The sequence below is a fragment of the Hydrogenophilus hirschii genome, from assembly GCF_054656675.1.
Genome location: NZ_BAAHXQ010000001.1, coordinates 1309617 through 1334270 on the forward strand (window position 1 = coordinate 1309617; position 24654 = coordinate 1334270).

At 56.2% G+C, this 24654-nt stretch carries 23 protein-coding genes; 20 read left to right on the top strand and 3 right to left on the bottom strand.

Annotated elements, in window-relative coordinates; all coding sequences use genetic code 11:
* Positions 1-12: 12 nt before the first annotated feature.
* The 18 genes from corA to ACYQ4Z_RS06475 all read left to right on the top strand — a co-directional run bounded on the left by corA (position 13) and on the right by ACYQ4Z_RS06475 (position 18733).
* Positions 13-975, top strand: a complete 963-nt coding sequence (gene corA / locus ACYQ4Z_RS06390) for a magnesium/cobalt transporter CorA (RefSeq protein WP_219971883.1) — start codon at positions 13-15, stop codon at positions 973-975.
* A 49-nt stretch (positions 976-1024) separates the two neighbouring features.
* Entirely contained in the window at positions 1025-4936 is a 3912-nt protein-coding gene (locus ACYQ4Z_RS06395; protein WP_459860384.1) for a glycosyltransferase, read from the top strand.
* Between the two features lies 1 nt (position 4937).
* Positions 4938-5765: a glycosyltransferase gene (locus tag ACYQ4Z_RS06400; protein ID WP_459860385.1), complete on the top strand. Its 828-nt coding sequence runs from the start codon at positions 4938-4940 to the stop codon at positions 5763-5765.
* A gap of 50 nt (positions 5766-5815) precedes the next feature.
* Positions 5816-6577: an SAM-dependent methyltransferase gene (locus ACYQ4Z_RS06405; protein WP_459860386.1), complete on the top strand. Its 762-nt coding sequence runs from the start codon at positions 5816-5818 to the stop codon at positions 6575-6577.
* Positions 6578-6582: 5 nt separating this feature from the next.
* Entirely contained in the window at positions 6583-7257 is a 675-nt protein-coding gene (locus tag ACYQ4Z_RS06410; RefSeq protein ID WP_459860387.1) for an acetyltransferase, read from the top strand.
* 4 nt (positions 7258-7261) lie between these two features.
* Positions 7262-8188 carry a glycoside hydrolase family protein gene (locus ACYQ4Z_RS06415; protein ID WP_459860389.1) on the top strand — a complete coding sequence of 309 codons (927 nt, stop codon included), beginning with the start codon at positions 7262-7264 and terminating at the stop codon, positions 8186-8188.
* A complete protein-coding gene (locus tag ACYQ4Z_RS06420; protein ID WP_459860390.1) occupies positions 8185-9159 on the top strand; it encodes a GNAT family N-acetyltransferase in 975 nt (324 codons plus the stop codon). Before ACYQ4Z_RS06415 ends, ACYQ4Z_RS06420 begins: the two co-directional genes overlap by 4 nt.
* Entirely contained in the window at positions 9149-9559 is a 411-nt protein-coding gene (locus tag ACYQ4Z_RS06425; RefSeq protein ID WP_459860391.1) for a sugar 3,4-ketoisomerase, read from the top strand. The genes ACYQ4Z_RS06420 and ACYQ4Z_RS06425 overlap by 11 nt, the downstream gene beginning before the upstream one ends.
* Complete coding sequence (locus ACYQ4Z_RS06430) at positions 9556-10662, top strand: DegT/DnrJ/EryC1/StrS family aminotransferase (RefSeq protein WP_459860392.1); 1107 nt, start codon at positions 9556-9558, stop codon at positions 10660-10662. The genes ACYQ4Z_RS06425 and ACYQ4Z_RS06430 overlap by 4 nt, the downstream gene beginning before the upstream one ends.
* Positions 10663-10667: 5 nt before the next feature.
* Positions 10668-12173, top strand: a complete 1506-nt coding sequence (locus ACYQ4Z_RS06435) for a GGDEF domain-containing protein (RefSeq protein ID WP_459860393.1) — start codon at positions 10668-10670, stop codon at positions 12171-12173.
* 80 nt (positions 12174-12253) lie between these two features.
* Positions 12254-13186: a flagellin N-terminal helical domain-containing protein gene (locus tag ACYQ4Z_RS06440; RefSeq protein WP_459860394.1), complete on the top strand. Its 933-nt coding sequence runs from the start codon at positions 12254-12256 to the stop codon at positions 13184-13186.
* A gap of 88 nt (positions 13187-13274) precedes the next feature.
* Positions 13275-13712 (top strand): flagellar protein FlaG, encoded by a 438-nt coding sequence (locus ACYQ4Z_RS06445; RefSeq protein ID WP_438438131.1) that lies wholly within the window; start codon positions 13275-13277, stop codon positions 13710-13712.
* 33 nt (positions 13713-13745) lie between these two features.
* The gene (gene fliD, locus ACYQ4Z_RS06450; protein ID WP_459860395.1) at positions 13746-15119 is read left to right on the top strand and encodes a flagellar filament capping protein FliD; all 1374 of its coding nucleotides are present in this window, start codon (positions 13746-13748) and stop codon (positions 15117-15119) included.
* A gap of 18 nt (positions 15120-15137) precedes the next feature.
* Positions 15138-15554 carry a flagellar export chaperone FliS gene (gene fliS / locus ACYQ4Z_RS06455; RefSeq protein WP_459860396.1) on the top strand — a complete coding sequence of 139 codons (417 nt, stop codon included), beginning with the start codon at positions 15138-15140 and terminating at the stop codon, positions 15552-15554.
* A 21-nt stretch (positions 15555-15575) separates the two neighbouring features.
* A complete protein-coding gene (locus ACYQ4Z_RS06460) occupies positions 15576-15878 on the top strand; it encodes a hypothetical protein (RefSeq protein ID WP_219972796.1) in 303 nt (100 codons plus the stop codon).
* Entirely contained in the window at positions 15875-17611 is a 1737-nt protein-coding gene (gene fliK / locus ACYQ4Z_RS06465) for a flagellar hook-length control protein FliK (RefSeq protein ID WP_459860397.1), read from the top strand. The genes ACYQ4Z_RS06460 and fliK overlap by 4 nt, the downstream gene beginning before the upstream one ends.
* Positions 17611-17919: an EscU/YscU/HrcU family type III secretion system export apparatus switch protein gene (locus ACYQ4Z_RS06470; RefSeq protein WP_459860398.1), complete on the top strand. Its 309-nt coding sequence runs from the start codon at positions 17611-17613 to the stop codon at positions 17917-17919. Before fliK ends, ACYQ4Z_RS06470 begins: the two co-directional genes overlap by 1 nt.
* 52 nt (positions 17920-17971) lie before the next feature.
* Positions 17972-18733: a flagellar brake protein gene (locus ACYQ4Z_RS06475; RefSeq protein ID WP_459860399.1), complete on the top strand. Its 762-nt coding sequence runs from the start codon at positions 17972-17974 to the stop codon at positions 18731-18733.
* Positions 18734-18807: 74 nt separating this feature from the next.
* Here ACYQ4Z_RS06475 and fliE read toward each other — a convergent pair whose 3' ends face one another.
* Genes fliE through ACYQ4Z_RS06490 form a run of 3 tightly spaced genes read right to left on the bottom strand, consistent with a single transcriptional unit; the run spans position 18808 to position 21723 of the window.
* A complete protein-coding gene (fliE, locus tag ACYQ4Z_RS06480) occupies positions 18808-19134 on the bottom strand; it encodes a flagellar hook-basal body complex protein FliE (RefSeq protein ID WP_119335465.1) in 327 nt (108 codons plus the stop codon).
* 11 nt (positions 19135-19145) lie between these two features.
* Complete coding sequence (locus tag ACYQ4Z_RS06485; RefSeq protein ID WP_459860400.1) at positions 19146-20576, bottom strand: sigma-54-dependent transcriptional regulator; 1431 nt, start codon at positions 20574-20576, stop codon at positions 19146-19148.
* The gene (locus ACYQ4Z_RS06490) at positions 20569-21723 is read right to left on the bottom strand and encodes a two-component system sensor histidine kinase NtrB (RefSeq protein ID WP_459860401.1); all 1155 of its coding nucleotides are present in this window, start codon (positions 21721-21723) and stop codon (positions 20569-20571) included. The genes ACYQ4Z_RS06485 and ACYQ4Z_RS06490 overlap by 8 nt, the downstream gene beginning before the upstream one ends.
* A gap of 128 nt (positions 21724-21851) precedes the next feature.
* On the opposite strand from ACYQ4Z_RS06490, the gene fliF reads away from it, so the two are divergent.
* Complete coding sequence (fliF, locus tag ACYQ4Z_RS06495) at positions 21852-23648, top strand: flagellar basal-body MS-ring/collar protein FliF (protein ID WP_219972789.1); 1797 nt, start codon at positions 21852-21854, stop codon at positions 23646-23648.
* On the top strand, positions 23645-24652 hold the full coding sequence (gene fliG / locus ACYQ4Z_RS06500) for a flagellar motor switch protein FliG (RefSeq protein WP_438438141.1): 1008 nt from the start codon (positions 23645-23647) through the stop codon (positions 24650-24652). Before fliF ends, fliG begins: the two co-directional genes overlap by 4 nt.
* Positions 24653-24654 lie beyond the last annotated feature (2 nt).

Consider the following 24654-nt stretch of genomic DNA (forward strand, 5'->3'; position numbering starts at 1 on the left):
GGGTCACACCACATGCTCCGCGCATTCACCAGCAAGAACGGCTGTCTCAGCGAACTCCGCCTTTCGGAAAACGCGTCCGAGCGTCCCGATTCGCTCAACCGCGCCCTTTGGATCGACGCGATCGACCCAACCCCGGAAGAGCGCGCTCAGATCGAGCGCATCATCAACGCCGAACTGCCCGACGTCGACGACGTCGAAGAGATCGAAGCCTCAGCCCGCTTCTTCGAAGACCAACAAGGGCTGCACATCCACTCGCTGTTCCTTGCCCAGGAAGAAGGACGGCACATCACCTCAACGGTCGCATTCATTTTGCAACCGCAGCGGTTGATCACCTTTCGCGAAGAAGAGCTTGCTGACTTTCGTCTGCTGCGCATGCGCGCCCGGCATGGACAAATCCCAGCCAGCGACCCGATGACGCTGCTTGTGACCATTCTCGAACAAAAAGTCGAGAACCTGGCCGACACCATCGAAGACCTTCACCGACGGCTCGAGGACGTCAGCGTGATGGTGCTCGAAGAAGAGAATGCCGACTTGGAAGAAGCGATCGACCGCTTGGCCAAAATCGAAAACAGCAACGGACGGATCCGGCTCTGTCTAATGGATACCCAGCGGGCGCTGGGTTACCTCCTGCGGCAACTCAAAAACAGCAACCCAGAACTGCAAGAAAACTGCCGCGAAACGATGCGCGACATCGAAACCCTGATGAGCCACACCACCTTCGTCTTCGAAAAAGTCAACTTTCTCATGGACTCCGCGCAGGGGTTCATCAACATCCAGCAAAACCAGATCATCAAAATCTTCTCGATCGCTGCGGTGGTTTTCCTGCCGCCCACGCTCGTTGCCAGCATCTACGGCATGAACTTCGATCACATGCCAGAACTGCATTGGGAGCTAGGCTATCCTCTGGCGCTCCTGATGATGGTGATTTCGGGAATCGCACCCTACCTTTACTTCAAGCGCAAAGGGTGGTTGTAACGCGGTTGCGGCTCGTTATAATGAAGAAAAACGCAGGAGGAGGCCCCGAATGCCCATTATCGAAACCCAAAACTTTGGGCAAAAAATCACTGTTGGCGTCTGCTCGCAACATTCGCTTTCCCACTTCCTCCTCAACCTGCGTATCCTCAATCCGCTCAAAGCGCTGGCGCACCACGTCCGCTTTCGCCTCATCCCCTCCCCCAGTCAATTCGAGGAGGGCTGTGACCTCTACCTCATTCACCGCGACTTCGTCAACGTCCATCATTACGAATTCGTCACCGAAAAGCTCGTCCCTAACTACCCCTGCCTCTTTGAAATCGACGACAACCTCTCCGCGCTGCCGCCCAACCACCCCGAATTCAATTACTATGCGTCAAGCATCATCGGCGCAATCGACAAGTTCCTCAAAAATTTTCCTGAACTCCCTGTCATCACCACCACCCAACCCCTTGCCGAAACCCTGGGGGCGCCGCATCGACCGTGCCACCTCTTCACCAATCACCTGCCCGCCCAGTTCATCGCGGAAGCTCGCCGTGCCCGGCCAGCGAAACAGAGCGATGCCCCCATCCGCATCGGTTTTGCCGGTACCGTCAGCCACACACCGGACCTGAAAAAGATCGAAAGCGCGCTCCTGCGCGTCGCCAGCCTGTACCGAGAGCGTGTAGAGATCGTTCTGATGGGCGCCTGGACCCAAGACCTCGAAGCGTGCGAGCAAGTCCGCCTGATCAAAACCCCAGTCGACTATTGGAACTACCTCCCCACACTCGCCAAATTCGACCTCGACATCGCGCTCGCGCCGCTCGACGACACCCCGTTCAATCGCTGCAAGTCGGACCTCAAATGGGTCGAGTACAGCGCGCTCAGTATCCCTACCCTCTGCTCCGACGTCGCCCCGTTTGCCCAAGCCAAAGCCCTCGGCTTGGCCAAAGTCATCCCCAACGACCCGGAGCAGTGGTTCGCCACGCTCATCGACCTCATCGAAAACCCAGCAGCGCGAAGGGAACTTGGTGAGGCTGCCTACGCGTACGTCCGCGAACACCGCACACTGGAAGCCCACGCGGGTGAATACGCCGCGATCCTCAACACGGTCTTGCCCCCCGAAAAACAACTCCCTCCGCCCTACGACCTCACCATCACCCCCGTCACCCTCCCTACACCGGAAGCGATCTACAACCCGGAAGACCGTTTTGAGGCGTGGCGCAAACGCCGTTCTCTGCAAGAAGCGGACGCAGAAGTTTTCGCGGAACGGATGATGAGTTGGGCGCATCGCCCGGTCGTCACCCTCATCACCTTTGCCCGCCAATCGGACCTGCCGCTGCTTGCGCAGACCACCGATTCGCTGCAAACCCAACTCTACCCCCACTGGCGCTGGATCGTCGTCTCCGACCAACCGGTTCCCGACCCCATTTTCCAGGAAGCCGATTTCCTGGGCTGGCTGCAACTCGACACCCTCGACGCGCCTGAAATCGTCGCGCAGGCGGTGAATGCGCTGCTCCCCGAATATGGCGGAGACGCCGTTGCCGTGCTTCCTGCCGGGTTCCAACTGGCACCGGAAGCGCTGCTGCTCATTGCCGAAGCGTTCGTCGAGCACCCGCAGGTTGTCGCGGTCTATAGCGACCACGACCATCTTCAAGGGGAAACCCGCCACAGCCCGTGGTTCAAACCCGACTTCGACAGGGTTTTGCTCTACGGCTTCGACTACATCGGCCCGGCCGTGTGGTTCCGCACGGAAACGCTCATCGCGCTGGGTGGTTTTCAACCCTATCCCCATGCCGAACGATACGACGCCCTGTTGCGCGTCAGTGAAATCCCGGAAGCCCGCATCCACCACGTCACAGAGCCGCTCGTCTCGATCCCGGATCAGACAGACCCGAATACCGCTAGCCAGGATTCCGAAATTGGCGAGGCGTCCCAAGAGACCTTGGCGCGCCGCCTGGCGCTCGAAGACCATTTTGCGCGCACGCAGCAAAACGTCGCGATCCTGCCCGGCCTCCTCCCTGGTACCTGGCGCATCGAACGCGAAATGGCTACCTGGCCCAAAGTGAGCGTGATCATGCCGGTTGCCGACGTCTACCACCTGGCCGAAGCGGCCGTGACGTCACTCTTAGAACACACCCAATATCCGGATTGGGAACTGATCCTGGTCGACCATGCCACCACAGACCCCGACATCGCCGCGCTCTTTGCCGAAATCCGCGCGCAACACCCGTACGTCTCGATCGTGCGCGACCAAGGCCCCTATGCGCTCGCGCGCCTTTACAACGTCGGCGCAGCGGCAGCAAACGGGGAGATCCTGGTTTTTCTCCACTGCGACATCGAAGCTCGCGAACCCCATTGGCTCGAACGGCTGGTGCGCGAAGCAGCCGACCCAACGGTAGGAGCCGTTGGACCGCTGCTTGTGCAACCCGAATTCAGCCTGATTGAGAGCGCTGGCCTCTGGCTGGGGGGGAGCGACCTCTGGGCCCCAGCACGCCCCGCCTACCGCGAAGCCAAACTCAACGACGTTGGCGCACTCAAACAACTCGCGCTGCCCCATCGAGTCAGCGCCCTATCCTCGGTCGGCTTCACCACCCGCCGGGCGCTTTTCGCCCAGCTTGGCGGCTTCGATGAGGAGACGTTTGCCCAGTTTGACTTTGAGATCGACTACTGCCTCAAAGCCGAAGCCGCGGGTTTCGAGATCCGCGTGCAACCCTTGAGCCGCCTCATCCACCACGGCAGCGCAGTCGTTGGGCGCATGCTACGCAAACCCCTTGCGCTCCTACAACACCAGGAAGCACGTACCCAAACCCATCGCGCACTCTTTGCCCGCTGGGGCGAACGGCTTGTCGTCGATCCCTTTGCATCCCCGCACTTCGACTACGCCGCCACCACCCCAACGCTCGACCTCAATTTTCCGCTTTCCTGGCAGCGCCACCACAACAACCGCATCAAAGTACTCGGTTTTCCCGTCAAAGGGGGCAGCGGCCAGTACCGCGTCCGCATGCCGCTGCAAGCCTTGGTGCGTGCCGGATGGGTTCAAGCCGAATCAGTACCCGAAGACGCGCCCCGCATGCCCAGCGTGAGCGAAATCGGCAAACTCAAACCCGACGTGGTCCTGCTCCACCAACGTTTGGGGCCCGCTGTCGAAGAAACCGTCGAAGCCTGGAAAACCTTCTACCCCCACTTACGCCTCATCTTCGGCATGGACGACCGGCTGGACGCCGTGCCCCGAAAAAGCAGTCTCTACCACCTGGCGCGCCGCACCACTCCCGACGCCCGCGCACGTCTGCGCAAAATGTTCGCGCTAGCGGACGCAGTCGTCGTCAGCACCGATCCCCTTGCCGAACTGGTAGGCGATATCGCTCCAGGTACCGAAGTCCACGTCATTCCCAACGCAATCGAATGGGAGACCTGGGAGCCGCTCTATCAAGAGCTCGAACGCAAACGGCATGATCCCGAACGACTCACACGCAAACCACGCGTTGGCTGGGTCGGTGCGATGCAACACCGTGGCGATTTGGAACTGCTGATACCGGTGATCGAAGCGACCAAAGACGAAGTCCACTGGGTCTTCATGGGGATGTGGCTCCCCGAATTCGAACATCTCGTTCCTGAGAAACATGGATGGGTGGACTTCCACGAATACCCCAGGAAAATGGCGGAGCTTGATCTCGATCTCGCTCTGGCGCCGCTCGAATACAATGAATTCAACGAAGCAAAAAGCAACTTACGAATAATAGAATATGGAGCGTTGGGGTATCCGGTTATTGCAACAGATATCTTTCCATACAAAAAGGATAACCCACCCGTTACACTAGCACCAAACATTCCAGAAAAATGGATTGAAAAAATTCTATATCTTTGCTTGAGCAAAAATTTCATTGGGGCAGGAAAAGAGTTGAATTGGTTCGTCAAAAGGTTATACACACTAGATAAAACAAAATCAAAATGGAATTCAGTAATAACAAACTTAAGGAAATGAAATGAAAAAACCAAAAACCGTTCTCTACATACAAACATACAACCAAGAAAAATATATAATTGACTCACTAATTTCTGCGTACAATCAGGATTATGAAAATTTAACAATTTATATCTCAGACGATGCATCCACAGATAACACTGCCTCACTGATAGAAGATTTTGTTAGAAAAAACAACACGAAACACGAAGTAATAGTAAAAGTAAATAACAAAAATGTCGGCGCAGTCATGAACGCCAAGAAATCCATGGAAGAAATATCTCAATTTGCTAATCTCGTTGTAATCCAAGACGGAGACGATATCTCAATCCCCAAGAGAGCTTCGACATTAACCGAACTTTGGGTGAGTCTTGGTGCACCAGAGTTTCTATACATACACACCCCAGTAGAAATAATGGATCAAGAAAAAAAATTTTGGATACCTCCGATAAACCAAAGGCCAATAAACTTGGAAAATATCGCAACCAATCCAACATCTGTAGGGCTTACAATAGGCGCATCCTCAGCATACACCCCAAACATGATTACCCATATCCCTCTTTTACACTCAAATTTATACATAGATCAAGTCCTAACCTTTCGTTCTTTTTTTATGAAAAAAATAATATATTGGGGAGAGCCGCTACTAAAATATAGATTTGGAACTGGCCTGTCCAATCCTTACATTGATAAAGAGGAATATGAAAATAAAATAACACTTTCAACAATAGACACACTCAAACAGAGAAAATTTGACGCTGAATTTTATGGAATAAGTTATATTGCTGAAATGATTTCTAAAGAACTTGACAAATGGTATAAACTAGCAAAAACAAAAAAATTATTATGAATACTCAAAAAATATAAAACACATCGTCAACAAAGAATATATAAATCATCATGAGTTCGAAAGAAAAAAATATTAATTTCAACGAATTGACCTATGAAAAATTTCGTGAATTAGCTCAATCAAAAAACTTGAGCCGTCACGAAAAGGTAGGTTTTCCAGATAATTACAGAGACGGAAAAGAAAGTCAAATATTTTCTGACATTATATCGAAAGTTAGTCCGCTGAATGACAAAAAAAAGATCGTTCTTGAGATCGGTCCTGGATGCAGCCTCTTGCCTGTAATGTTAGCAGATTTTTGCAAAGCACACGAACATGAACTACATTTCGTTGATAGCCCAGAGATGCTTGCATTACTACCAGATGGATCACATATCCATAAGTGGCCAGGGCGCTATCCTGAAGAAGTAAGTACGTTGATTACTCAGCTTAAAGGAAAAGTCGATGCGATCATTGCATATAGTGTTATTCAATATGTTTTTGTTGAAGGCAACCTCTGGACATTCATCGACTCTACCCTTTCACTTCTAACTCTTGGCGGAGAAATTTTACTTGGAGACATTCCTAACATTACGATGCGCAAGCGTTTTTTTTCAAGTCCAACAGGAATAAAATACCACCGCGAATTTACTGGTCGTGATGATTTGCCAGAAGTTCGATTTAATCAACTTGAATTGGGTCACATTGACGATTCAGTTGTTCTAGCTATTCTTTCTCGTGCACGTGCTCAAGGATTTCACGCATGGATACTCCCTCAAGCAGAAGGTTTGCCCATGGCAAACCGCCGAGAAGATATTCTTATTCGAAAACCATGACTACCATGAAAACAAAAAAACTTGTTATTGTCGGAGATTCCGCATTCGCTGAGATTGCTCATGAGTACTTCGACGCTGATACACCCTATGAGGTGGTGGCCTTTGCGGTCGAATCGGCTTATCTCAAACGAGATCGCCTAAATGGTTTACCGGTCGTTCCGTTCGAAAACCTGGAACATTCCTACTCCCCTGAAAACCACGACGTATTCGTCGCTATTGTTTATACCCAACTAAACAGATTGCGTACCCGTTTAGCAGACACAGCCAAAGATAAAGGGTACCATCTTGCTTCCTATATTAGCCCTCGAGCCTTTGTCTGGCGAAATGTCGAGATTGGTGAGCACTGTTTCATTTTCGAGGATAACACGGTACAGCCTTTCGTCAAAATCGGTCGCAATGTCGTTCTATGGAGTGGCAACCATATCGGCCACCATTCGATTATCCGCGACAATTGTTTTATTTCATCTCACGTCGTGATTTCGGGTTTCTGTGATATCGGAGAAAACACCTTTTTGGGCGTGAACAGCACTATCGCTAACAACTTGACCATTGGCCGAGATAACTGGATTGGTCCTGGTGTAACCATTACCCGCTCAACTGAACCTGCGTCGCTCGTCGGTCCTACATCTGCTGAACCGTCTCGGGTATCTAGCTTGCGCTATTTCAAGATCAAAAGCTGATTTTATGCGTTGGAAAAAACTTGGCATAGTCTATTCACCAAATGGTTCCATGTGGTGGGCACGAAGCCACGCCATGGTTCCCACACCCATTCGCCTAAATGATTCAGTAATCCGGGTATTCATTACCTGCTGTGATGATCAAGGCATTGGGCGGCCAGGTTATGTTGACGTGCTCGCTAACGACCCTACTCATGTCATCGCCGTGGCCGATGAACCTCTACTGGATATTGGAGCACCCGGTACATTCGACGAAAACGGTGTTCTGCTGTGCTCAATCGTTGATCTGGGTGGCGATAACTGGTACATGTACTACGTCGGCTTTGAACTTGGACAAAAAATTCGCTATCGACTGTTGACAGGTCTTGCAATTTCTCACGACAGAGGCCAAACGTTCCTGCGTGCCAGCCGAACTCCTATTCTTGAGCGAAGCGACAGCGAACTTTACTTCCGTGGTGGCCCCTACTGCGTCAAAGAGCACGATCGCTACCGTTTGTGGTATGTAGCGGGCAGTCAATGGCTTGATGTTGACGGAAAGTCGATGCCTGTCTATGACATCCGCTATGCCGAATCAGCAGACGGAATTCACTGGCCTGCGCAAGGAACTGTTCAAATTTCTATTACCGAACCTGATGAACACGGATTTGGTCGTCCATGCGTCATCCCAAAGCCAAGTGGGGGCTATCGAATGTTCTACTCGGTACGGCGCAAATCGTATCGTGCCTACCGCCTGGGCTATGCTGAATCCCCAGATGGATATGTCTGGCAACGAATGGATGATCGCCTTAATCTCGACGTAACGCCTGACAGTTTCGATTCCGACGCGATTATGTATGCCGCACCAATCCAGATCGATGACCGGCTATATGTCTTCTACAATGGTAACGATTTTGGCCGCAACGGTTTTGCAGTGGCGGTACTGGAGGAAGAGTGAGTCTTCGAGTCCGAGCCTACCAGGATTCCGATGCTGAAAGCTGGGATGCGTTTTGTGCTTCCGCGCATCAGGCAACCTTTTTGCATACGCGTCTTTTTTTGTCGTACCATGGAAATCGTTTTCAAGACCGATCTCTAATTGTTGAAAATGAAAAAAAATGGGTAGGTATTTTTCCTGCTGCTCAATTACCCAGTGATGAACGTTGCATTGTGAGTCATCCCGGTCTCACCTATGGCGGGCTTCTTCATCAGGGAAAATTAAAGGGAAAGCAACAGATTGCGGCTCTGTCTTTGATTTTTCAACACTATGCCGAGCAAGGCCACCATCTTCTCCTGTATAAATCTGTTCCATGGTTTTATCACCTAACACCTTCCCAAGACGACGTATATGCACTGTTCAGGTTAGGCGCCAAACGAATCCGTTGCGACTTAAGTAGCACTATTGATCTACAAAACAGACGCCCAACTTCTGAAAGGAGAAAAAGGTGTTTACGAAAAGCGCTATGCGCAGGTGTTGAAATTCATGAAGGAAATGAATACTTTCCACAGTTCTGGCCAGTGCTAACAGACAATTTGAACCGAAAACATGACGCCAAACCAGTTCATACTTTGGCTGAAATTACCCTGCTGGCGAAACGCTTTCCTAACAACATCCGCTGTGTAGTGGCAATCCTTGCCAATCAAGTGATCGCTGGGGTTGTGCTCTTTATCACTCCATTAGTTGTCCATGTCCAGTATGTTGGCTCTAGCACAATTGGTTACGAGACAGCTGCACTCGATGTTGTGTTTGAGTATTGCATTAATAAAGCTTTTCGAGAAGGCAAACGTTGGTTCGATTTTGGCATCTGTACAGAAAATAATGGGATGATTTTGAACGATAGTCTATACCGCTTTAAGTCCGAATTTGGGGGGGGAGGGACTGTGCACGAATTCTATGAAATTGATTTGAGAAGGATTGCGTATGACAGTTGATGATTGTCGCCTCATCGACCTTCCTAAAATAACCGACCCCCGCGGCAACTTGACTTTCATCGAAGCAAATCGGCATATCCCTTTTGAAATTCAGCGTGTGTACTATCTCTACGATGTGCCCGGTGGTGCGGAGCGGGGGGGGCATGCCCATAAGGCGCTTCACCAGTTCATGGTTGCCATGTCGGGTAGCTTTGATGTGGTATTGGATGATGGCAGTCATAAGAAGCGCTTTCACCTCAATCGCTCTTATTTTGGCCTCTACATCTGTCCCATGATCTGGCGGGAACTGGATAACTTCTCCTCGGGTGCTGTTTGTATGGTTCTGGCTTCGGATTTTTACGACGAAAGCGACTATTTACGCGACTACGACGCTTATCTTGCGGCTTTGGGGTTGAAATGAGCCTGATTCCTTTCCTTGATCTCCGCGCTGCTTATCTGGAACTCAAGGAGGCAATCGATGCTGCTGTGGCCCGTGTCATGGACAGTGGCTGGTATATCTTGGGAGAAGAGGTCGAGGCGTTTGAGGCCGAATACGCCGCCTATTGCGATGCCAAATACGCCGTGGGGGTTGGCAATGGTCTGGATGCACTGCGCCTTGCCTTGTTGGCCATGGACGTCGGCCCTGGGGATGAAGTCATCGTTCCTTCGAACACCTATATTGCCACCTGGCTGGCGGTAAGCCAGTGTGGCGCCACACCGGTGCCTGTGGAGCCCGATCCCGCCACATACAACATCGACCCCCAACGAATCGAGGCGGCGATCACTCCGCGCACCAAGGTTATTCTGCCGGTGCATTTGTACGGACAACCAGCAGACCTCGACCCCATTCTTGCGCTTGCGCGCCGCTACGGCCTGCGCGTGCTGGAGGATGCCGCTCAAGCGCACGGGGCATGCTACAAGGGAAAGCGCATCGGGGCGCACGGCGATGCCGTTGCCTGGAGCTTTTATCCCGGCAAGAATCTAGGAGCCATGGGGGATGCAGGTGCGGTCACGACCAACGACCCTGACCTTGCCGACCGCATTCGCTTACTCCGCAACTATGGCTCGCAGGTAAAATATGTCAACGAAGTCCGGGGGTGGAACAGCCGCTTGGATCCTATTCAGGCTGCTGTTCTGAGAGTCAAATTGAAATATCTGGACGAATGGAATAAACGCCGAGCAGCAATCGCTGATTTTTATCATCGCTTACTATACAATAAAGAAATCATATTACCCCATACACCTCAATGGGCACAGCCTGTTTGGCATCTCTTTGTTGTGCGACACGCATGCCGAGATGACTTCCAGAAGCGTCTGGCGAAAGAAGGAATTCAAACTCTGATTCACTATCCCATTCCTCCTCATCTTCAACAGGCTTATGAGAATTTGGGCTTTCCACCTGGTTCGTTCCCAATTTCTGAACGCTTGGCTCATGAAGTGATCAGTTTACCGATTGGACCACACCTCGATCAATTACAACTTGAGTTACTATCCCGAAAACTGTCAAGCATAATACCCGGCTAATAAAGATGCCTCGAGCTACCGCACCCACCGAACTCGCAAAAGAGACGCTCGTCCGTCTGGCGCAACAACGCCTTCCTCCTACACCCGAGCACTTCACCCGGATGTACTGTGAGCTGGCTGGGATTCCTGAGCCCATCCCCGAACGGTTCCAAAAGCTCTTAGACCTCCCTTGGAACGACCTCATCCGTCGTCTGATCGCTGCCTGGGAACTCCCCCACCGCGAGTGGACCACGGAGATGAAGCGTCGTTCGCTCGAGCGGGTGCTGGCCACCAAGAATCCCGAACGCCTGTTCGATCGACTCAACAATTTGGTAGCTGCGTGGAAACGCGCCCCCACACGTGATGAAAGCGAAAGCGAACTCGAAGAGAGCCCCCCAGCAGTCGGTCCCGCACAACTTACCCCTCATTCCAAAACTGAGCTGCCCGTCGCGCCAGAATCCCACACCGTTACTTCGGATACAAATTCTGCACATACCACCACTCAGCCGCGTGATGATGCATCCGTCTTGATCGCCGAACTAGTCCATCTCCTCGACGTGATTCTGCGCAACATCGCGCTTTTCACCCCACATCCGGAGTGGCTAAACGGTCAGATCGAACTCCTTCGTCAAACTCTCCCCGAAGATTCCCAAACACCAATCGATTTGAGGCAACTTCGAGAAGCGGAATTTCGCCTGGAAGAGACGCTGAACCGGCAGGCGGAGATCTTTGCCGCTCGCCGCGCCGCAGAAGCGGAACTCAAGTCGCTGATCGCCCATTTCCTCGACGAGATCGCCGGCGTGACCAATCTTTCCGCCGATTATCAGAAAGAGTTGGAAGAAGCTGCCGATATCATCGAAAAGGCATCGGACCTAGCTGAAGTCTCGCCGCTGCTGCAACAGCTTCTCCAAGACACACGGGCAATGCATCAGGAGATGAGCCGCTCGCACCGCGAATTGGCTGCGGCGAAAGCCCAGGCCGAGCAAGCGGACGCGCGCGTCAAAGCACTGGAAGCGCAACTTGCCGCATTGAGCGCGCAAGTGGCCCGCGACCCGCTTACGGGGCTTCTCAATCGTCGTGGTTTGGAAGAGAGTTTCGCGCGCGAAGCGAATCGAGCCCAACGGTTGGGTTCGCCCCTCTGCGCGGCGCTTTTGGACATCGACAATTTCAAGCAACTCAATGACACGTTGGGACACCAAGCGGGCGACGAAGCGCTCGTCTATCTCGCCCGCATGGCGCGCACCCATTTGCGTGCGCAAGATATCGTCGGCCGATACGGTGGTGAAGAGTTCGTCTTGCTGCTTCCCGATACCCCGCTCGATCAAGCCGCGGAAGTCGTCCGGCGTTTGCAACGCGCGCTCACCCGCGAACTCTTCTTCTACGGCGACAGCCACCGCGTGATCACTTTCAGTGCGGGCGTCACGCCCGTTTTGCCGGGCGAAGCGTTGGAGACGGCGCTTGCGCGTGCCGACGCCGCGATGTACGAAGCCAAACGCAGCGGCAAGAACCGTGTCGTCATCAAAAAACCCTAAAGCTTTTTCTCGTCGCGTCGTTAACACACACAAAGCCTGACGGCTTGAGATCAACGAGTGAAAAGTGAAAGGAGCCAGCCATGAGCGTGATCAACACCAACATCATGAGCCTCAACGCGCAACGGAACCTCTACAAAACGGGGCTCGACATGCAGACTGCAATGCAGCGGTTGAGCTCGGGGCTACGCATCAACAGCGCGAAAGACGACGCCGCGGGGCTCGCGATTTCCGAACGGATGACCTCGGGGATTCGCGGGATGACCGTTGCAGTGCGGAACGCCAACGACGCGATCTCGATGGCGCAGGTCACCGAAGGGGCGCTGGGGCAGATCGGTGATATTCTGCAACGGATGCGCGATCTCGCGGTGCAATCGGCGAATGCAACCAATTCCACTGCCGACCGCGATGCACTGCAGAAAGAATTCCGCCAACTGCAGCTCGAAATCGAGCGCATTGGTCGGGATACTGAATTCAACGGCGTGAAGGTGCTTTCGGCGGCAACGGGTGCTGCCGCGTTCGTCTTCCAAGTGGGGGCCAATTTCTCCGGGACAACCACCGCATCGGGGTTTGATTCCAATGGCGTCTATTCTGCGGGCGGCGCGAGCGCGATCACCGCTTCCGACAAAATTGGCTTTGATGCCCTCAGCATCTTCTCCTCAGGTAATGTGGGTTCCGCGATTGCGGGCGGGTCTGCCGCGGCAACCAGCTCGGCAATCACCATCTCAGCGGTCGATGCCGCGCTTTCGGCGATCAGCGCAGTCGATGCGGCGCTCAAAACGGTGAACGACATCCGCGCTACGCTCGGTGCAGTGCAATCGCGCTTCCAGGCCACGATCAACAACCTGCAAGTGTCGATCGAAAACCTCTCGGCTTCGCGCAGCCGCATCCGCGACGCCGATTTCGCGCAAGAGACCGCCGCGCTGTCGCGCGCGCAGATCCTGCAGCAGGCGGGTACCGCGATGCTCGCGCAGGCGAACGCGGCACCTCAAAACGTGTTGAGTCTGTTGCGCTAAGCAAACCGCGTAACATTCGGGTAAGGGCTAAGGCGGCGGCGCGAGGGAGACCTGGCGCACGACGCCTTTCGACCATGAGGAGACGACGATGAGCACTACGCCCACGGTATCGTTACCGCAACAGAGCGCAACGCAGATGGTTCGCGATGTCACGCCACCGCCTGCTGTTCGGGCAACGGAGACGGAAAGGAATCTGCAGCAAAACCGTGCCACTTCGGGTACGGAACGCCCAACGCCACCGCAAGAGGCAACCAACGCGGCGACACAGCAGGCCACCGCGCCACAACCCAACGCGCCACTCGACGAACGAACCGTCGAAGATGCCGTTCGAAAGGTGCAGAAAACCGTCTCTGCGCTCAACAGCGCGTTACAATTTCAAATCGACAAAGATACGGAAAAATTGGTGATCAAGATCGTCGATACCAACACGAAAGAGGTGATCAAGCAGATCCCGCCGCAAGAGATCTTGGAAATCGCCAAAGCACTGGATAAACTGCAAGGATTGCTGGTACGCGAAAAAGCGTAAGCGAACTCTGCCTCACGGCAAAGGAGGTGCGCCATGGCCATCACCGCCACAGGAATCGGTTCCGGCCTGGACATTCAAGGGCTGGTGTCGCAAATCATGCAGGTCGAGCGGCAACCGCTGACCCGTCTGCAACAGAAGCGCACCCAGTATGAAAATCAAATTTCGGCGTTCGGTCAAATCAAATCGGCGCTTTCCGAACTGCAAAGCGCACTAGAAGCGCTACAAAACCCGGATACGTTTTCGGCAGCGAAAGCGTCCGTAGCCTCGAACGCCGATTTCACGGCCACCGCGCAACCGGGAGCAGCCGCTGGAATCTACGAGCTTTCGGTTCAGCAACTGGCCCGACAACAGCGCGTAGCAACCAGCGCGACAACGCAGTTTGACCCTTCTGGTGGTGGCACCCTCGACATCACCGTCGGGGGAAACACGGTTCCCTTGACGATCGCAGCGGGCACGACACTACAACAGCTCCGCGACCAGATCAACGAAGCCAACGCAGGGGTAACCGCAACCATCATCAACAACGGTTCCGTCGATCAACTGGTCATCTCCAGTTCCGAAACAGGAACGGCGAATGCGTTTACCTTGACGGGAACGGGGGCGCTTGCCGGACTCTCTTTCAATGACCCCAACGCGCTCTCCACCAACAGCAGCGACACGCTCTACCGCGTGCAAAGCGCACAAGACGCGCAACTGACGGTCAATGGCATTGCCATTACGCGCGGCAGCAATACGCTCACAGACGTCATTGACAACGTCACACTGACGCTTACCGGGGAATCGAACACGACGCAATCGCTAACGGTAGACCGCGATCTCGACCCAGCCAAAACGGCAATTCAAAACCTTGCCGATGCCTACAACACGGTGATGGACCAGATCGACACCCTTTCCGGGTACGACGAAGAGAACAAAACGTTTGGCGATCTGTACGGCGACTCCAGTCTGCGCGGTTTGCGCAACCAACTGCGGCAGGTACTGGGTCAAGAAGTCACCGGGTTGGGGAATTTTTCCCGTCTGCTCGATTTCGGGGTCGAGTTCGACGTCACCGGGCGCATGACCATCGACGACAGCAAATTGACGAACGCGCTCAATAGCGATTGGGCCTCGGTAGCCAACTTCTTTGCCGGTTCGGGCGCCACTGAAGGATTGGCCGCCAAAGGCATTTCGCTGGTCGATACCTACACCGAAAGCTCCGGGTTGATCGATCTGCGCATCAAAGGTTTGCAACAATCGGTGAAGCTGTTGGACAATCAGCAACTATTGTTGGAAGATCGATTGGCGCGCATCGAAGCCATGTATCTGCGTCAATTCAATGCGATGGATGCGCTGGTTGGCCAAATGAACGTGACCGGCACCTATCTGGCCCAGCAGCTGGCCCAACTGAGCGGCAGCAGTAGTGGGTAACCCCCGAAAGGAGAATGCATGCTCAACCGCACGAGTGGCGTGAACGCCTACCAGCAGGTCGACCTTGAAACCGCCGTCCAGACCGCGGACCCGCATCGCCTCATCCTGATGCTGTTCGACGGTGCGCTGATGGCCATCGCGCAAGCGGAAGTGGCGATCGAACAACGCAACATTCCGCAACGCGCAGCTGCGATCAACAAAGCGATCGCGATCGTCATCGAAGGCCTGAAGGCCGCGCTGGATCTCGAGGCCGGTGGCGAACTGGCCGATCGGCTGGCTGCGCTCTACGATTACATCGCGGAGCGCCTCACCCACGCCAACGCACTCAACAATGCCGCACCGCTCAAAGAGGCGGCCAACCTGTTGCGCACCATCCGAGACGCGTGGGCCGAAATGCCGGAAGAGGCGCGAAAAAAGACCTACGCAACCTCGTAGAGAAAGACGGTGAGACACGCTATGCCTGTGTCTGGAAACACCTCGCCACACCAGAAACTTGCGGAACACTGCCAAGCGCTGCGGGAGGCAGTGGAGCGTAACGCGTGGGAAGAAGCGGAGACCATTGCCAATAACCTGCCACTACTCATCGAAGCGGATCGCAGGGCGAGCAGCGAACCGTCAGTCGATGCAAAGGAGCGCCGCACCGCGTTGCTTGCGGCACAGGAGGCGCTGAACGAAGCGCGCACACACCTCGACCCTGCTTATCAGAGTCTGTGCAAACTGCTCACCGCATGGAACGTTCTCCCTCCTGATCCCAGATGATCCCTCCAGATCTGGCCGCGCGCATCCGTCTTTTCAGCCAGGAATTGACGCCGGAAACGACAGCACCGCGCGTCGAGGCGCTGCACCGCATCACCCCGGTCAGCCCGACGGCGAGTGAACTGCCAAGCGCCTTGCAAGAGGGGCAACGTTTCCAAGCCACCATACAGCGACCGCTGCCCAACGGTACCTTCTTGGCTTTGGTGGCGGACCAAGAGATGACCTTGGCGATGGATCGCCCGCTGAAAGCGGGTGACACGCTGGAACTGGTGGTGATGCGTCGCGAAGGGAACCAAGTCTGGGCCCGAGAAGCGTCTGCCCCCGCCACAAGCTCGCCACCGCAGGTGTCTTCGAGTAACCCCGCGGCGCAAACGCAATTTTCGCAAACCGCGGCGCTGCTTCGCCAACTGATCACGACCGCAGAACCCAGAACGCCGCTTCCGGTATCGGTTGCTAGCCCGCCATCCTTATCCGCGGCACGCTCCAATCCTTTACCCACACCTCAGCCAACCGCAACGCCACCACCCGCGGCACGCTCCAATCCTTTACCCACACCTCAGCCAACCGCAACGCCACCACCCGCGGAACAAGCCCACACGCCTGCACAACCTAGCGCCGCGCAGCAGGCAGCGCCCGCAGCGCAATCCCACACGCCAGCACAGGTTACCGCCGCGCAGCAGGCGGCACTCATCACCCCTACTTCGCTACGAACACCACCGGAAAGCCCTGCGCAGACAGGACAGACTATTGCGCACAATCCAGCAACCCCGCCTACTCTGGCGCGCTACCCCTTTTCAGCAGCGCTTCAGAATCTTTCTGAGAACCAACCGGTCCACGTGCTGCTTCGCTCGGTATTGTCCCCCGTAGACGCGCGACTTCAGCAAAACCACGCGCCACTCGTGCCGTCACAACTTGCCGATACCGTTCGCCAATCTGGCCTCTTTTACGAATCCCATCTGGCACGGTGGGCCCAAGGCCACTATCCGATTACCGAATTACAAGCCGAACCGCAGACCCAACGCCTTCCGATCGGTCAGGAGGCGACGATCGAACGGGATAGAGCCGCGGTGCAATCGGCGCTCGCGAGTGCGTTTGCCCCGCTTGCGGCATCTGCTCAAGCCGCAACACCCCGCTCAACCTCCCCTACGGACAAGCTCCTGGCATTGGTCCAACGCCTTTTGGGTGTGGAGTTGGGTAATGACAACGTGGACAACAACCCAGCGACCGCTTCGACCCGTGCCACACCAGGAGCTGCACAAACATCCCCAGCCGGAGAAGCCACCGAAACAACCGCCCAGGATGCTTTGCGGCAGTCGTCTGCCACGTCTGCGGCGCAAACGCCGATTCCTGAGCGTCTACTGCCACTCGTCCAACGGCAACTCGACGCACTGGCGTTTGGCCGTGTCGATCTCCTCTTTTCTGCGTGGCTTGGAACCGAGGTTCGCTGGGAGATCAGCGACGAAAACCGCGACAGCCGTCACTCCGGTTCCGAATCGGACGAACCGGCACCGATGTGGCGCTCTAAACTGACGATCGATTCGGAAACGCTGGGTAAGATCGCCTTTTGGGTCGAGATCGCACCGCACGGGATACAGGTGGCGATTGCTGCCGCATCCGAAGAGACCGCAACACTCCTCAAAGCGCGGATGCACGAGCTGCTTGCGGCGTTCGCAAACGACGAACTTCCGGTGCAGAAGCTCGAATGGCGCCCGTTTGTTGAAGCGGAAGCTCTCTGATGGCCGAACCGAACGATACGCGCTCCCAACCGGCTCCCCGCCCGGCTGCGGTTGCGCTCAAATATCAACCGGGCGACGAAGCCCCTCGTGTCGTCGCCAAAGGCAAAGGGATCGTCGCGCAACAGATCATCGAGAAAGCCAAGGAAGCGGGAGTTTTCGTCCATGAATCTCCTGAGCTGTTGAAGCTCCTGATCGGGCTCGACCTGGACGCCCGCATTCCGCCGGAACTCTATGTCGCGGTTGCTGAACTCTTGGCGTGGGTGTACCGTGTAGAGCAGCAGAAAAAGGGGGCCATGGGTAAATTGTGATATAAATGCAGGAGGAACACCCGATAACGATACGTTCGCAACCACGAAACACATGAGTTCAGCCCAGGAACCGTTGCGCGTGGTCGATTTCGACCGCTACGCCGATCACATCGTCACGCATCCGAAAGAGATCGAGTTCATCTTGCGCAATTTGTGGCAGCAACGGACGAACCTTGGCCTTTTCGTTGCGCAGCGCTACGTGATGCCCACCCAGATCGTAGGTCTAGCGGATCACGCGCTGTTCCTTGATCTCAGTCAAAACGAAGCACTCAACCAAAGCGTAGTGGAAAAACCGGCGGTTTGCCAGGGAAAACTCGACGGCATATTGACCCAATTCGCGGTCGAATCGTTGCGTTTAGCGCATTACCAAGGCACGCGCGCCTTTCAAGCGTCCCGCCCAACCGGAATCCTCCGGTTGCAGCGGCGCGAGTATTTTCGCGTCCATGTACCACTATCCCACAACGTCGTGTGTAAAGTGAATACCGCTCCGCCCGGCGCACCGCCGCACCTCGTCCCGTTTCGCGTGCTCGACGTCAGCAATGGCGGTGTGGCGATCCTTATCCCGCCTGCTTCGTTGAAAGTCGTTCCAGGACAGGTCTTTCGCGATTCGATCCTGGTGATCCCGACGGTCGAGCCGATCGTGGTTTCCTTGGAGGTGCGTAACGTCTACCACGTCACCAACCGCCTGGGGCAGTATGTGGAACGAGCGGGGTGTCGCTTCATCAACCTGCCACCCGCTGTCGAAAAAGCATTGCAGCGCTATATCTTTACCGTTCAGCGCGAAATGCGCCTTCACGACAATCGCGTTTCCTGATACGTTCCTAGCTCGTTGTTTGCAGCTGCCTTGCTCGTAAGCTGCCCTGTAGCGCGGAAAACCTGCGCCCCACGTCAAACCGGCATATTCATGATGTCCTGATAGGCGCTCACCAACCGGTTACGCACCTGAACCATTTGATTGAACGAAAGGGACGCTTTTTCCAGGTCGACCATCACGTCGGCCAGATTGACGTTGGGGTCCCCCGCAACGAACCGTTCGGCTTGCGCTTTCGCCTCGGCCGATTGCGCGCTCACCTCTTTGAGCGCTTGGTCCAGGACTTGGGCAAAATCGGTCGTTCCACGCTCCGCTTCTGGCTGTTGCGCAGCCGATGTCCCTTTCGCGAGCGCTTGTGCCTGTTGCATTTGGGCGAGCAATTGGTTGATCGCGTTGGTGTCCATCGTCTGACTCCTCAGGCTTCGGGGACGTCGAACCCCGCTTCGCGGTACTTCCGCAATCGGTAACGCAACGTCCTTTCGGGCATGCCCAGCCGTTGCGCCGCCCGTTTTCGGGACCCTTCCTCTTCGGCAAGGATCCGTAAGATTTGTTCCCGCTCCCAATCCCGTAACGATACCGCACTTTGGCCATTTTCGTTCGTCCGGGTATCACGCCGCGGCAGGGAATCGCCTTCGGCCTGCTTGCCCGCTACCCATTGGGGCGTGGCGCGTTTTTCTACCGGATCAAGGCCGTCTGTTACTGGGGCATCGTTCGGCAAACAGTGGCGCAACGTCTTCCCGTCGATCACGTTACCCGGCGCAAGGATCAGCGCGCGTTGCAGGGTATTGTGGAGTTCACGCACGTTGCCCGGCCACGAATAAGTAAGCAAGATTCGTTCCGCTTCTTCGGTGATCCCGGGAACCACCCGCCCCCATTCCGCAGCCAGGCGCGAAAGAAAATAGCGCGCCAAGGGAACGATATCCGCGGGCCGATCGCGTAACGGCGGGATCGCAATAGGAAACACGTTCAGACGGTAAAAGAGGTCCTCCCGGAATCGCCCGGCCGCGACTTCGTCGGACAGATTGCGGTTGGTGGTGGCAATGACCCGAACGTCGAGCGGAATTGCCTTTTTTCCGCCCAATCGCTCGACCTCTTTTTCCTGCAGGACCCGAAGGAGCTTCGCCTGCAACAAAAGGGGCATTTCCGAGATTTCATCCAGCAGGATCGTTCCCCCTTGCGCCTGCTCGAATTTTCCGGGCTGCGCCGTGGCCGCACCGGTAAAGGCCCCTTTTTCATGCCCAAAGAGCGTCGCTTCGAGCAAAGATTCGGGGATCGCCGCGCAGTTGATCGCGACGAACGGCCCGGTTTTGCGCAGGGAAATCGCATGAATCAGCCGCGCAAACACCTCTTTCCCAACGCCCGATTCCCCCGTGAGCAGAACCGTGGCGTCGGTTGCGGCAACGCGTTCGGCAAGCGTGCGCACTGCTTGGGTTTTCGGATCCTCTGCGATCAAGTCGGCGACTGCGCCGTCGCCTCCCCACTGCGCATAGCGTTCGATCACCGCTAAAAGTTGCCGACTTTCGAACGGTTTCAATAGAAATTCACACGCGCCGCTTTTCATCGCGCGTACCGCTGCAGGAACGTCTCCATACGCGGTCATGAGCGCCACCGGCAAGTGCGGCAATTTTTGCCGGACCGCATCGAGCAGTGCCAACCCGTCCATCGGCACCATCTTGAGATCGGTGACCACCATGGCCACGGCATGGCGATCGAGTAGTTCGAGCGCTTCGGGTCCGGATGCAGCCACCAACACCCGATACCCTTGCGCCGTCAGGATCAGCTCCAGCGCTTCACGCAAATCGGGGTCGTCTTCGACGATTAGGATCGGGAGCGAATGCTCAGACATCACGGCTCCTCACGGTACAAGGGAGTCGAACGATAAATGTGGTCCCTTCGCCCGGTTCCGAACGCACCTCGATGGTTCCGCCGTGCGCGGTGACCACTTCGTGCGCGATCGCCAGACCCAACCCGGTGCCATCAGGACGCGTCGTAAAAAAAGGGGTAAAGAGTCGCGCCCGCAAAGCGTCTGGAATGCCCGGCCCATGGTCGGCAACGACGATTTCCCACTGGTCTGCAGTCGCACGCGCCCCCAGACCCACCCATGCCGCTGCCTGCCCTTGTTGCACGGCAAGCGCGTTCTCGGCAAGGTTGATCAACGCCCCTAAAAGGGCCCGTTCGTCGCCGATCACCACCGGTGCATCCGCTTGCGGTGCGAACAACCGTTCGAACACGACTTTTTGCGCCTGGGCCAGTGGCTCGACGTTCGACCACCACTGCGCAAAGAGATGGGAAAGCGCGATCGGCTCTCGTGCTTTCAGCCCCCCGCGGGCAAAAATCAGCATGTCGGCAATCAATTGCTCCATACGGTGCAACCGTGCCTTGACCCGCCCTGCCAGTTCAATGCGACGCGCTTCGTCGAGCCCAGGTGTCGTCAAATGATCGAGAAACAGCAGCGCCGCAGCAAGCGGGGTTCGCAACTGATGGGCAAGCCCGGCAACCAACTCCCCCATCGCTGCCAAGCGCTCCTGCCGCGCCATCGCTTCGCGCAGCCGAGTGGCCTCGGTGACATCCTGCACCACGACGAGCTCCCCGCCTTGGTCGGGGAGCCGCGACCAGGTCAGCGTCAGCCTTTTCTCGCCATCCGGTGCCGACCACAAAACCTCATCAGGAGTTTCCGTCAGCCGCAACTGCTGCGCGAAGCGCTGCCAGGCGGTTCCCACTGTGAGCGCCGTTCCGAACCATTGCCGCGCCGTTTCGTTCGCTTCGACAACCTCCCCTTCGGCGTTCAACACCACCACCGCCACCGGCAACGCTTGCATCAAGACGTCGAGCCGTTCGGTAAGCCGTTCCGCGCGCGCCTCCAACTGGGCATAGGCCGCGGTGAGACGGTCGGAAGCACGCATGAATTCCGCGAACGCCGCTGCCAACTGTTCCGGCGTCATACCCGCCGCGTCCGGCTGTTTCACAGAAAAGGCGCTTGGTGCTTGTGTCATGTCGGCCATTGTAGCCGAACGCACACTCCGGCAACAATTGCCGGCGACTTTTGCCGCTTTTTCGCCCGCTGCCGGGCGTGGCAGTCGACGACAATAATGACAAAGAGACGTCACAGGACCAACGGATCATGGCCGAAGCAACCGCTGAAATCGGTTTGAATGCGGCTGGCGGTGCAGCCCAAGGGGGAACACCGGAAGCGGCAACGAAACCTGCCCCGTGGCAACCTTTCGTCGACCGTGTCGCGGCATGGAGCCCGCAACAGAAATTGGCCGCAGGCTCAGCGCTGGCGCTCGCGCTCGCAATGCTTGTCGGCGTCTGGCTCTGGTCTCAACCCGCCGATCAAGCCGTCCTTTTCTCCAACCTCGATCCCCAAGACGGCGGCGCGATCGTCGAGCAGCTCAAGCAGCAAAACATTCCTTACGAATTGGCGCAAGGCGGTAGCACCATCCTGGTCCCGGCCCAGCAGGTGCATGAACTGCGCTTGCGCTTTGCCGCGCAAGGGCTTCCGAAAGGGGGGACGGTGGGCTTCGAGCTGCTCGATCAACAAAAATTGGGGATCACCCAATTCGCCGAACAGGTCAATTATCAGCGCGCGCTCGAAGGCGAACTCGCCCGCTCGATTGCCACGCTGGCTGCGGTGACGCAAGCGCGCGTCCATCTAGCGATCCCGAAGCGGACGAGTTTTCTGCGCGATCAGCAAAAACCGACGGCGTCGGTCGTACTCCACCTCCGCCCTGGACGTTTCCTGGACGAAACCCAGATTGCTGGCATCCGCCACTTGGTCGCCTCTAGTATTCCCAACATGGATCCTGCGGACGTCTCGATCGTCGATCAAAACGGCAAATTGTTGACGATGACGTCCGACCCCCTCTCGCAAACGCTCAGCGCCAAACAATTGGCCTATCGGCACGAACTCGAAAACCGCTACCGTGAGCGGATCGAATCGCTCTTGGCGCCCGTCGTCGGCAAACCCAATTTCCGTGCCGAAGTCTCGTTGGAGCTCGACTTCGACCGCATCGAACGCACCGCTGAGACCTATCGCCCCAACCCTGCGCCGAATCAGGCGATCCGCAGCCAAGAGATCCACGAAAAATTCGGCAGCGATGCACTCCCTCAAGGCGTTCCTGGCGCGCTCACCAACCAGCCCCCTGCGCCCGCCACCGCTCCGATCACCAACCCAGAAGTCCCGCCAACGGGCAGCGCTACCGGCGTGCAACGCGAACGGTCCGCAACGATCAACTATGAACTCGATCGCACCATCGAACACGTGCAAAAAGCGCAAGGCGCGATCAAGAAACTGGCCGTTGCGGTCGTCGTCAACCAGAAACGGGAAAAGACGAAAGAGGGAGAGGTCGTCATCCCGTCGGATGCCGAATTGCAACAACTGGAACAACTGGTAAAAAGTGCGTTGGGTTTCGACCCGAACCGGGGTGATACCATTACCGTTCGTGGCGTGCTCTTTTCCGATCTACCCGAGACCGACAACCGCGCGTGGTGGCAAAAACTCCTCGAAGACCCAGAAATGCTCGAAATCGTGCGCGAACTCTTGCGCTTCCTCACGGTAGTCATCGCACTCACCCTGATCTACTTCGGGGTGATCCGGCCGTTGCTCCGCGCGGTCGCACCCCCCAAAGACGAAGGAAAGACCGAAGAGGAAGCGGGAACGGCTGCTGCCTCCCATGCCGCAGGCGGTGCCGCCACTGCTGAAACGCAAGGTGGCGCACCGACTGCGCAATCCGGTAGCACCCTGGTTGGCGGGGAAGGTGGGAAAACCCCTGATGCCCTCGTCCACCTGTCGCAATTGACCCCCGCCGACCCCTTCGAAGAAAAACTGGCGACGCTGCGCGAGCTCACCCAAACCAACCCGAAACTGATGGCCAACCTGATCAAAGAGTGGCTCGAGGGTGAGGAGAAGAAGTCATGAGCGGCAAAGACAATCCGGCAATCGAAAAAGCGGCCACGTTGCTCGTCACCCTAGGACCCACCGAAGCCGCCGCCGTCTTGAAACACCTGGGACCGCGCGAAGTGCAGACCCTGGGATTGGCAATGGCATCGCTGCCCCCCAAACCCCGGGAAGCGGTCGAAGCGCTCCTAGACGAAGCGATCGCCCATTTCCAGAAAGGGGCACCGATCGAACCCGATCCCGAACAAATCCGCCAAATGCTCACCCAGGCGCTCGGGGACGACAAAGCGAGCCACATCATCGGCAAGATCCTGCAGGGATCCGACACAGGGGCGATCGAAAGTCTCAAATGGCTCGACCCTGGTACCGCCGCCGACCTCATCAAGAACGAACATCCGCAGATCATCGCAACCATCCTGGTCCATCTCGACTACGATTTCGCGGGTGAAATCCTCAAGCGCTTCCCGGAACGGCTGCGCAACGACGTGATCCTGCGCATCGCAACCCTTGAAGGGGTGCAACCGCAGGCGCTCAAAGAGCTCAACGAAGCCCTTTCGGAGCTGCTCGCCAACGCCTCGTCGAGCGCGAAGGGGAAAGCCGCTGGCGGCGTGCGTCACGTTGCCGAAATTCTCAACTTCGTCGGCGCTCAAATCGAAACCGAAGTGCTCGACGCCGTGCGCGAGTTCGACCCCGACCTCGCGCAGCGGATCATGGACGAAATGTTCGTCTTCGACAACCTGCTGGACATGGACGACCGCAGCATCCAGACACTGTTGCGCGAAGTGGCGAACGACCAGTTGGTTTTGGCACTCAAAGGCGCATCGCCCGAATTGCGCGAAAAGATCTTCAAAAACATGTCGCAACGCGCCGCGGAGATGCTGCGCGAAGACCTCGAAAGTCGGGGGCCGGTGCGGGTTTCCGAAGTCGAAGCGGCACAAAAAGAGATCCTCAAAGTGGTGCGGCGCCTTGCCGAAGAGGGTCAAATCATGCTCCCAAGCAAGGGAGGCGACGAAGGGTTCCTCTAATC

Bases quoted from the DNA above. Each gene is read 5' to 3' on its own strand.
- ACYQ4Z_RS06490 (WP_459860401.1), bottom strand. From the start codon at position 21,723: ATGACACAAGCACCAAGCGCCTTTTCTGTGAAACAGCCGGACGCGGCG.
- ACYQ4Z_RS06415 (WP_459860389.1), top strand. From the start codon at position 7,262: ATGCGTTGGAAAAAACTTGGCATAGTCTATTCACCAAATGGTTCCATG.
- ACYQ4Z_RS06395 (WP_459860384.1), top strand. From the start codon at position 1,025: ATGCCCATTATCGAAACCCAAAACTTTGGGCAAAAAATCACTGTTGGC.
- ACYQ4Z_RS06430 (WP_459860392.1), top strand. From the start codon at position 9,556: ATGAGCCTGATTCCTTTCCTTGATCTCCGCGCTGCTTATCTGGAACTC.
- fliF (WP_219972789.1), top strand. From the start codon at position 21,852: ATGGCCGAAGCAACCGCTGAAATCGGTTTGAATGCGGCTGGCGGTGCA.
- ACYQ4Z_RS06440 (WP_459860394.1), top strand. From the start codon at position 12,254: ATGAGCGTGATCAACACCAACATCATGAGCCTCAACGCGCAACGGAAC.
- fliS (WP_459860396.1), top strand. From the start codon at position 15,138: ATGCTCAACCGCACGAGTGGCGTGAACGCCTACCAGCAGGTCGACCTT.
- ACYQ4Z_RS06470 (WP_459860398.1), top strand. From the start codon at position 17,611: ATGGCCGAACCGAACGATACGCGCTCCCAACCGGCTCCCCGCCCGGCT.
- fliE (WP_119335465.1), bottom strand. From the start codon at position 19,134: ATGGACACCAACGCGATCAACCAATTGCTCGCCCAAATGCAACAGGCA.
- ACYQ4Z_RS06405 (WP_459860386.1), top strand. From the start codon at position 5,816: ATGAGTTCGAAAGAAAAAAATATTAATTTCAACGAATTGACCTATGAA.
- ACYQ4Z_RS06460 (WP_219972796.1), top strand. From the start codon at position 15,576: ATGCCTGTGTCTGGAAACACCTCGCCACACCAGAAACTTGCGGAACAC.
- fliD (WP_459860395.1), top strand. From the start codon at position 13,746: ATGGCCATCACCGCCACAGGAATCGGTTCCGGCCTGGACATTCAAGGG.
- ACYQ4Z_RS06425 (WP_459860391.1), top strand. From the start codon at position 9,149: ATGACAGTTGATGATTGTCGCCTCATCGACCTTCCTAAAATAACCGAC.
- ACYQ4Z_RS06435 (WP_459860393.1), top strand. From the start codon at position 10,668: ATGCCTCGAGCTACCGCACCCACCGAACTCGCAAAAGAGACGCTCGTC.
- fliG (WP_438438141.1), top strand. From the start codon at position 23,645: ATGAGCGGCAAAGACAATCCGGCAATCGAAAAAGCGGCCACGTTGCTC.
- ACYQ4Z_RS06400 (WP_459860385.1), top strand. From the start codon at position 4,938: ATGAAAAAACCAAAAACCGTTCTCTACATACAAACATACAACCAAGAA.
- ACYQ4Z_RS06445 (WP_438438131.1), top strand. From the start codon at position 13,275: ATGAGCACTACGCCCACGGTATCGTTACCGCAACAGAGCGCAACGCAG.
- ACYQ4Z_RS06485 (WP_459860400.1), bottom strand. From the start codon at position 20,576: ATGTCTGAGCATTCGCTCCCGATCCTAATCGTCGAAGACGACCCCGAT.
- ACYQ4Z_RS06475 (WP_459860399.1), top strand. From the start codon at position 17,972: ATGAGTTCAGCCCAGGAACCGTTGCGCGTGGTCGATTTCGACCGCTAC.
- corA (WP_219971883.1), top strand. From the start codon at position 13: ATGCTCCGCGCATTCACCAGCAAGAACGGCTGTCTCAGCGAACTCCGC.
- fliK (WP_459860397.1), top strand. From the start codon at position 15,875: ATGATCCCTCCAGATCTGGCCGCGCGCATCCGTCTTTTCAGCCAGGAA.
- ACYQ4Z_RS06410 (WP_459860387.1), top strand. From the start codon at position 6,583: ATGAAAACAAAAAAACTTGTTATTGTCGGAGATTCCGCATTCGCTGAG.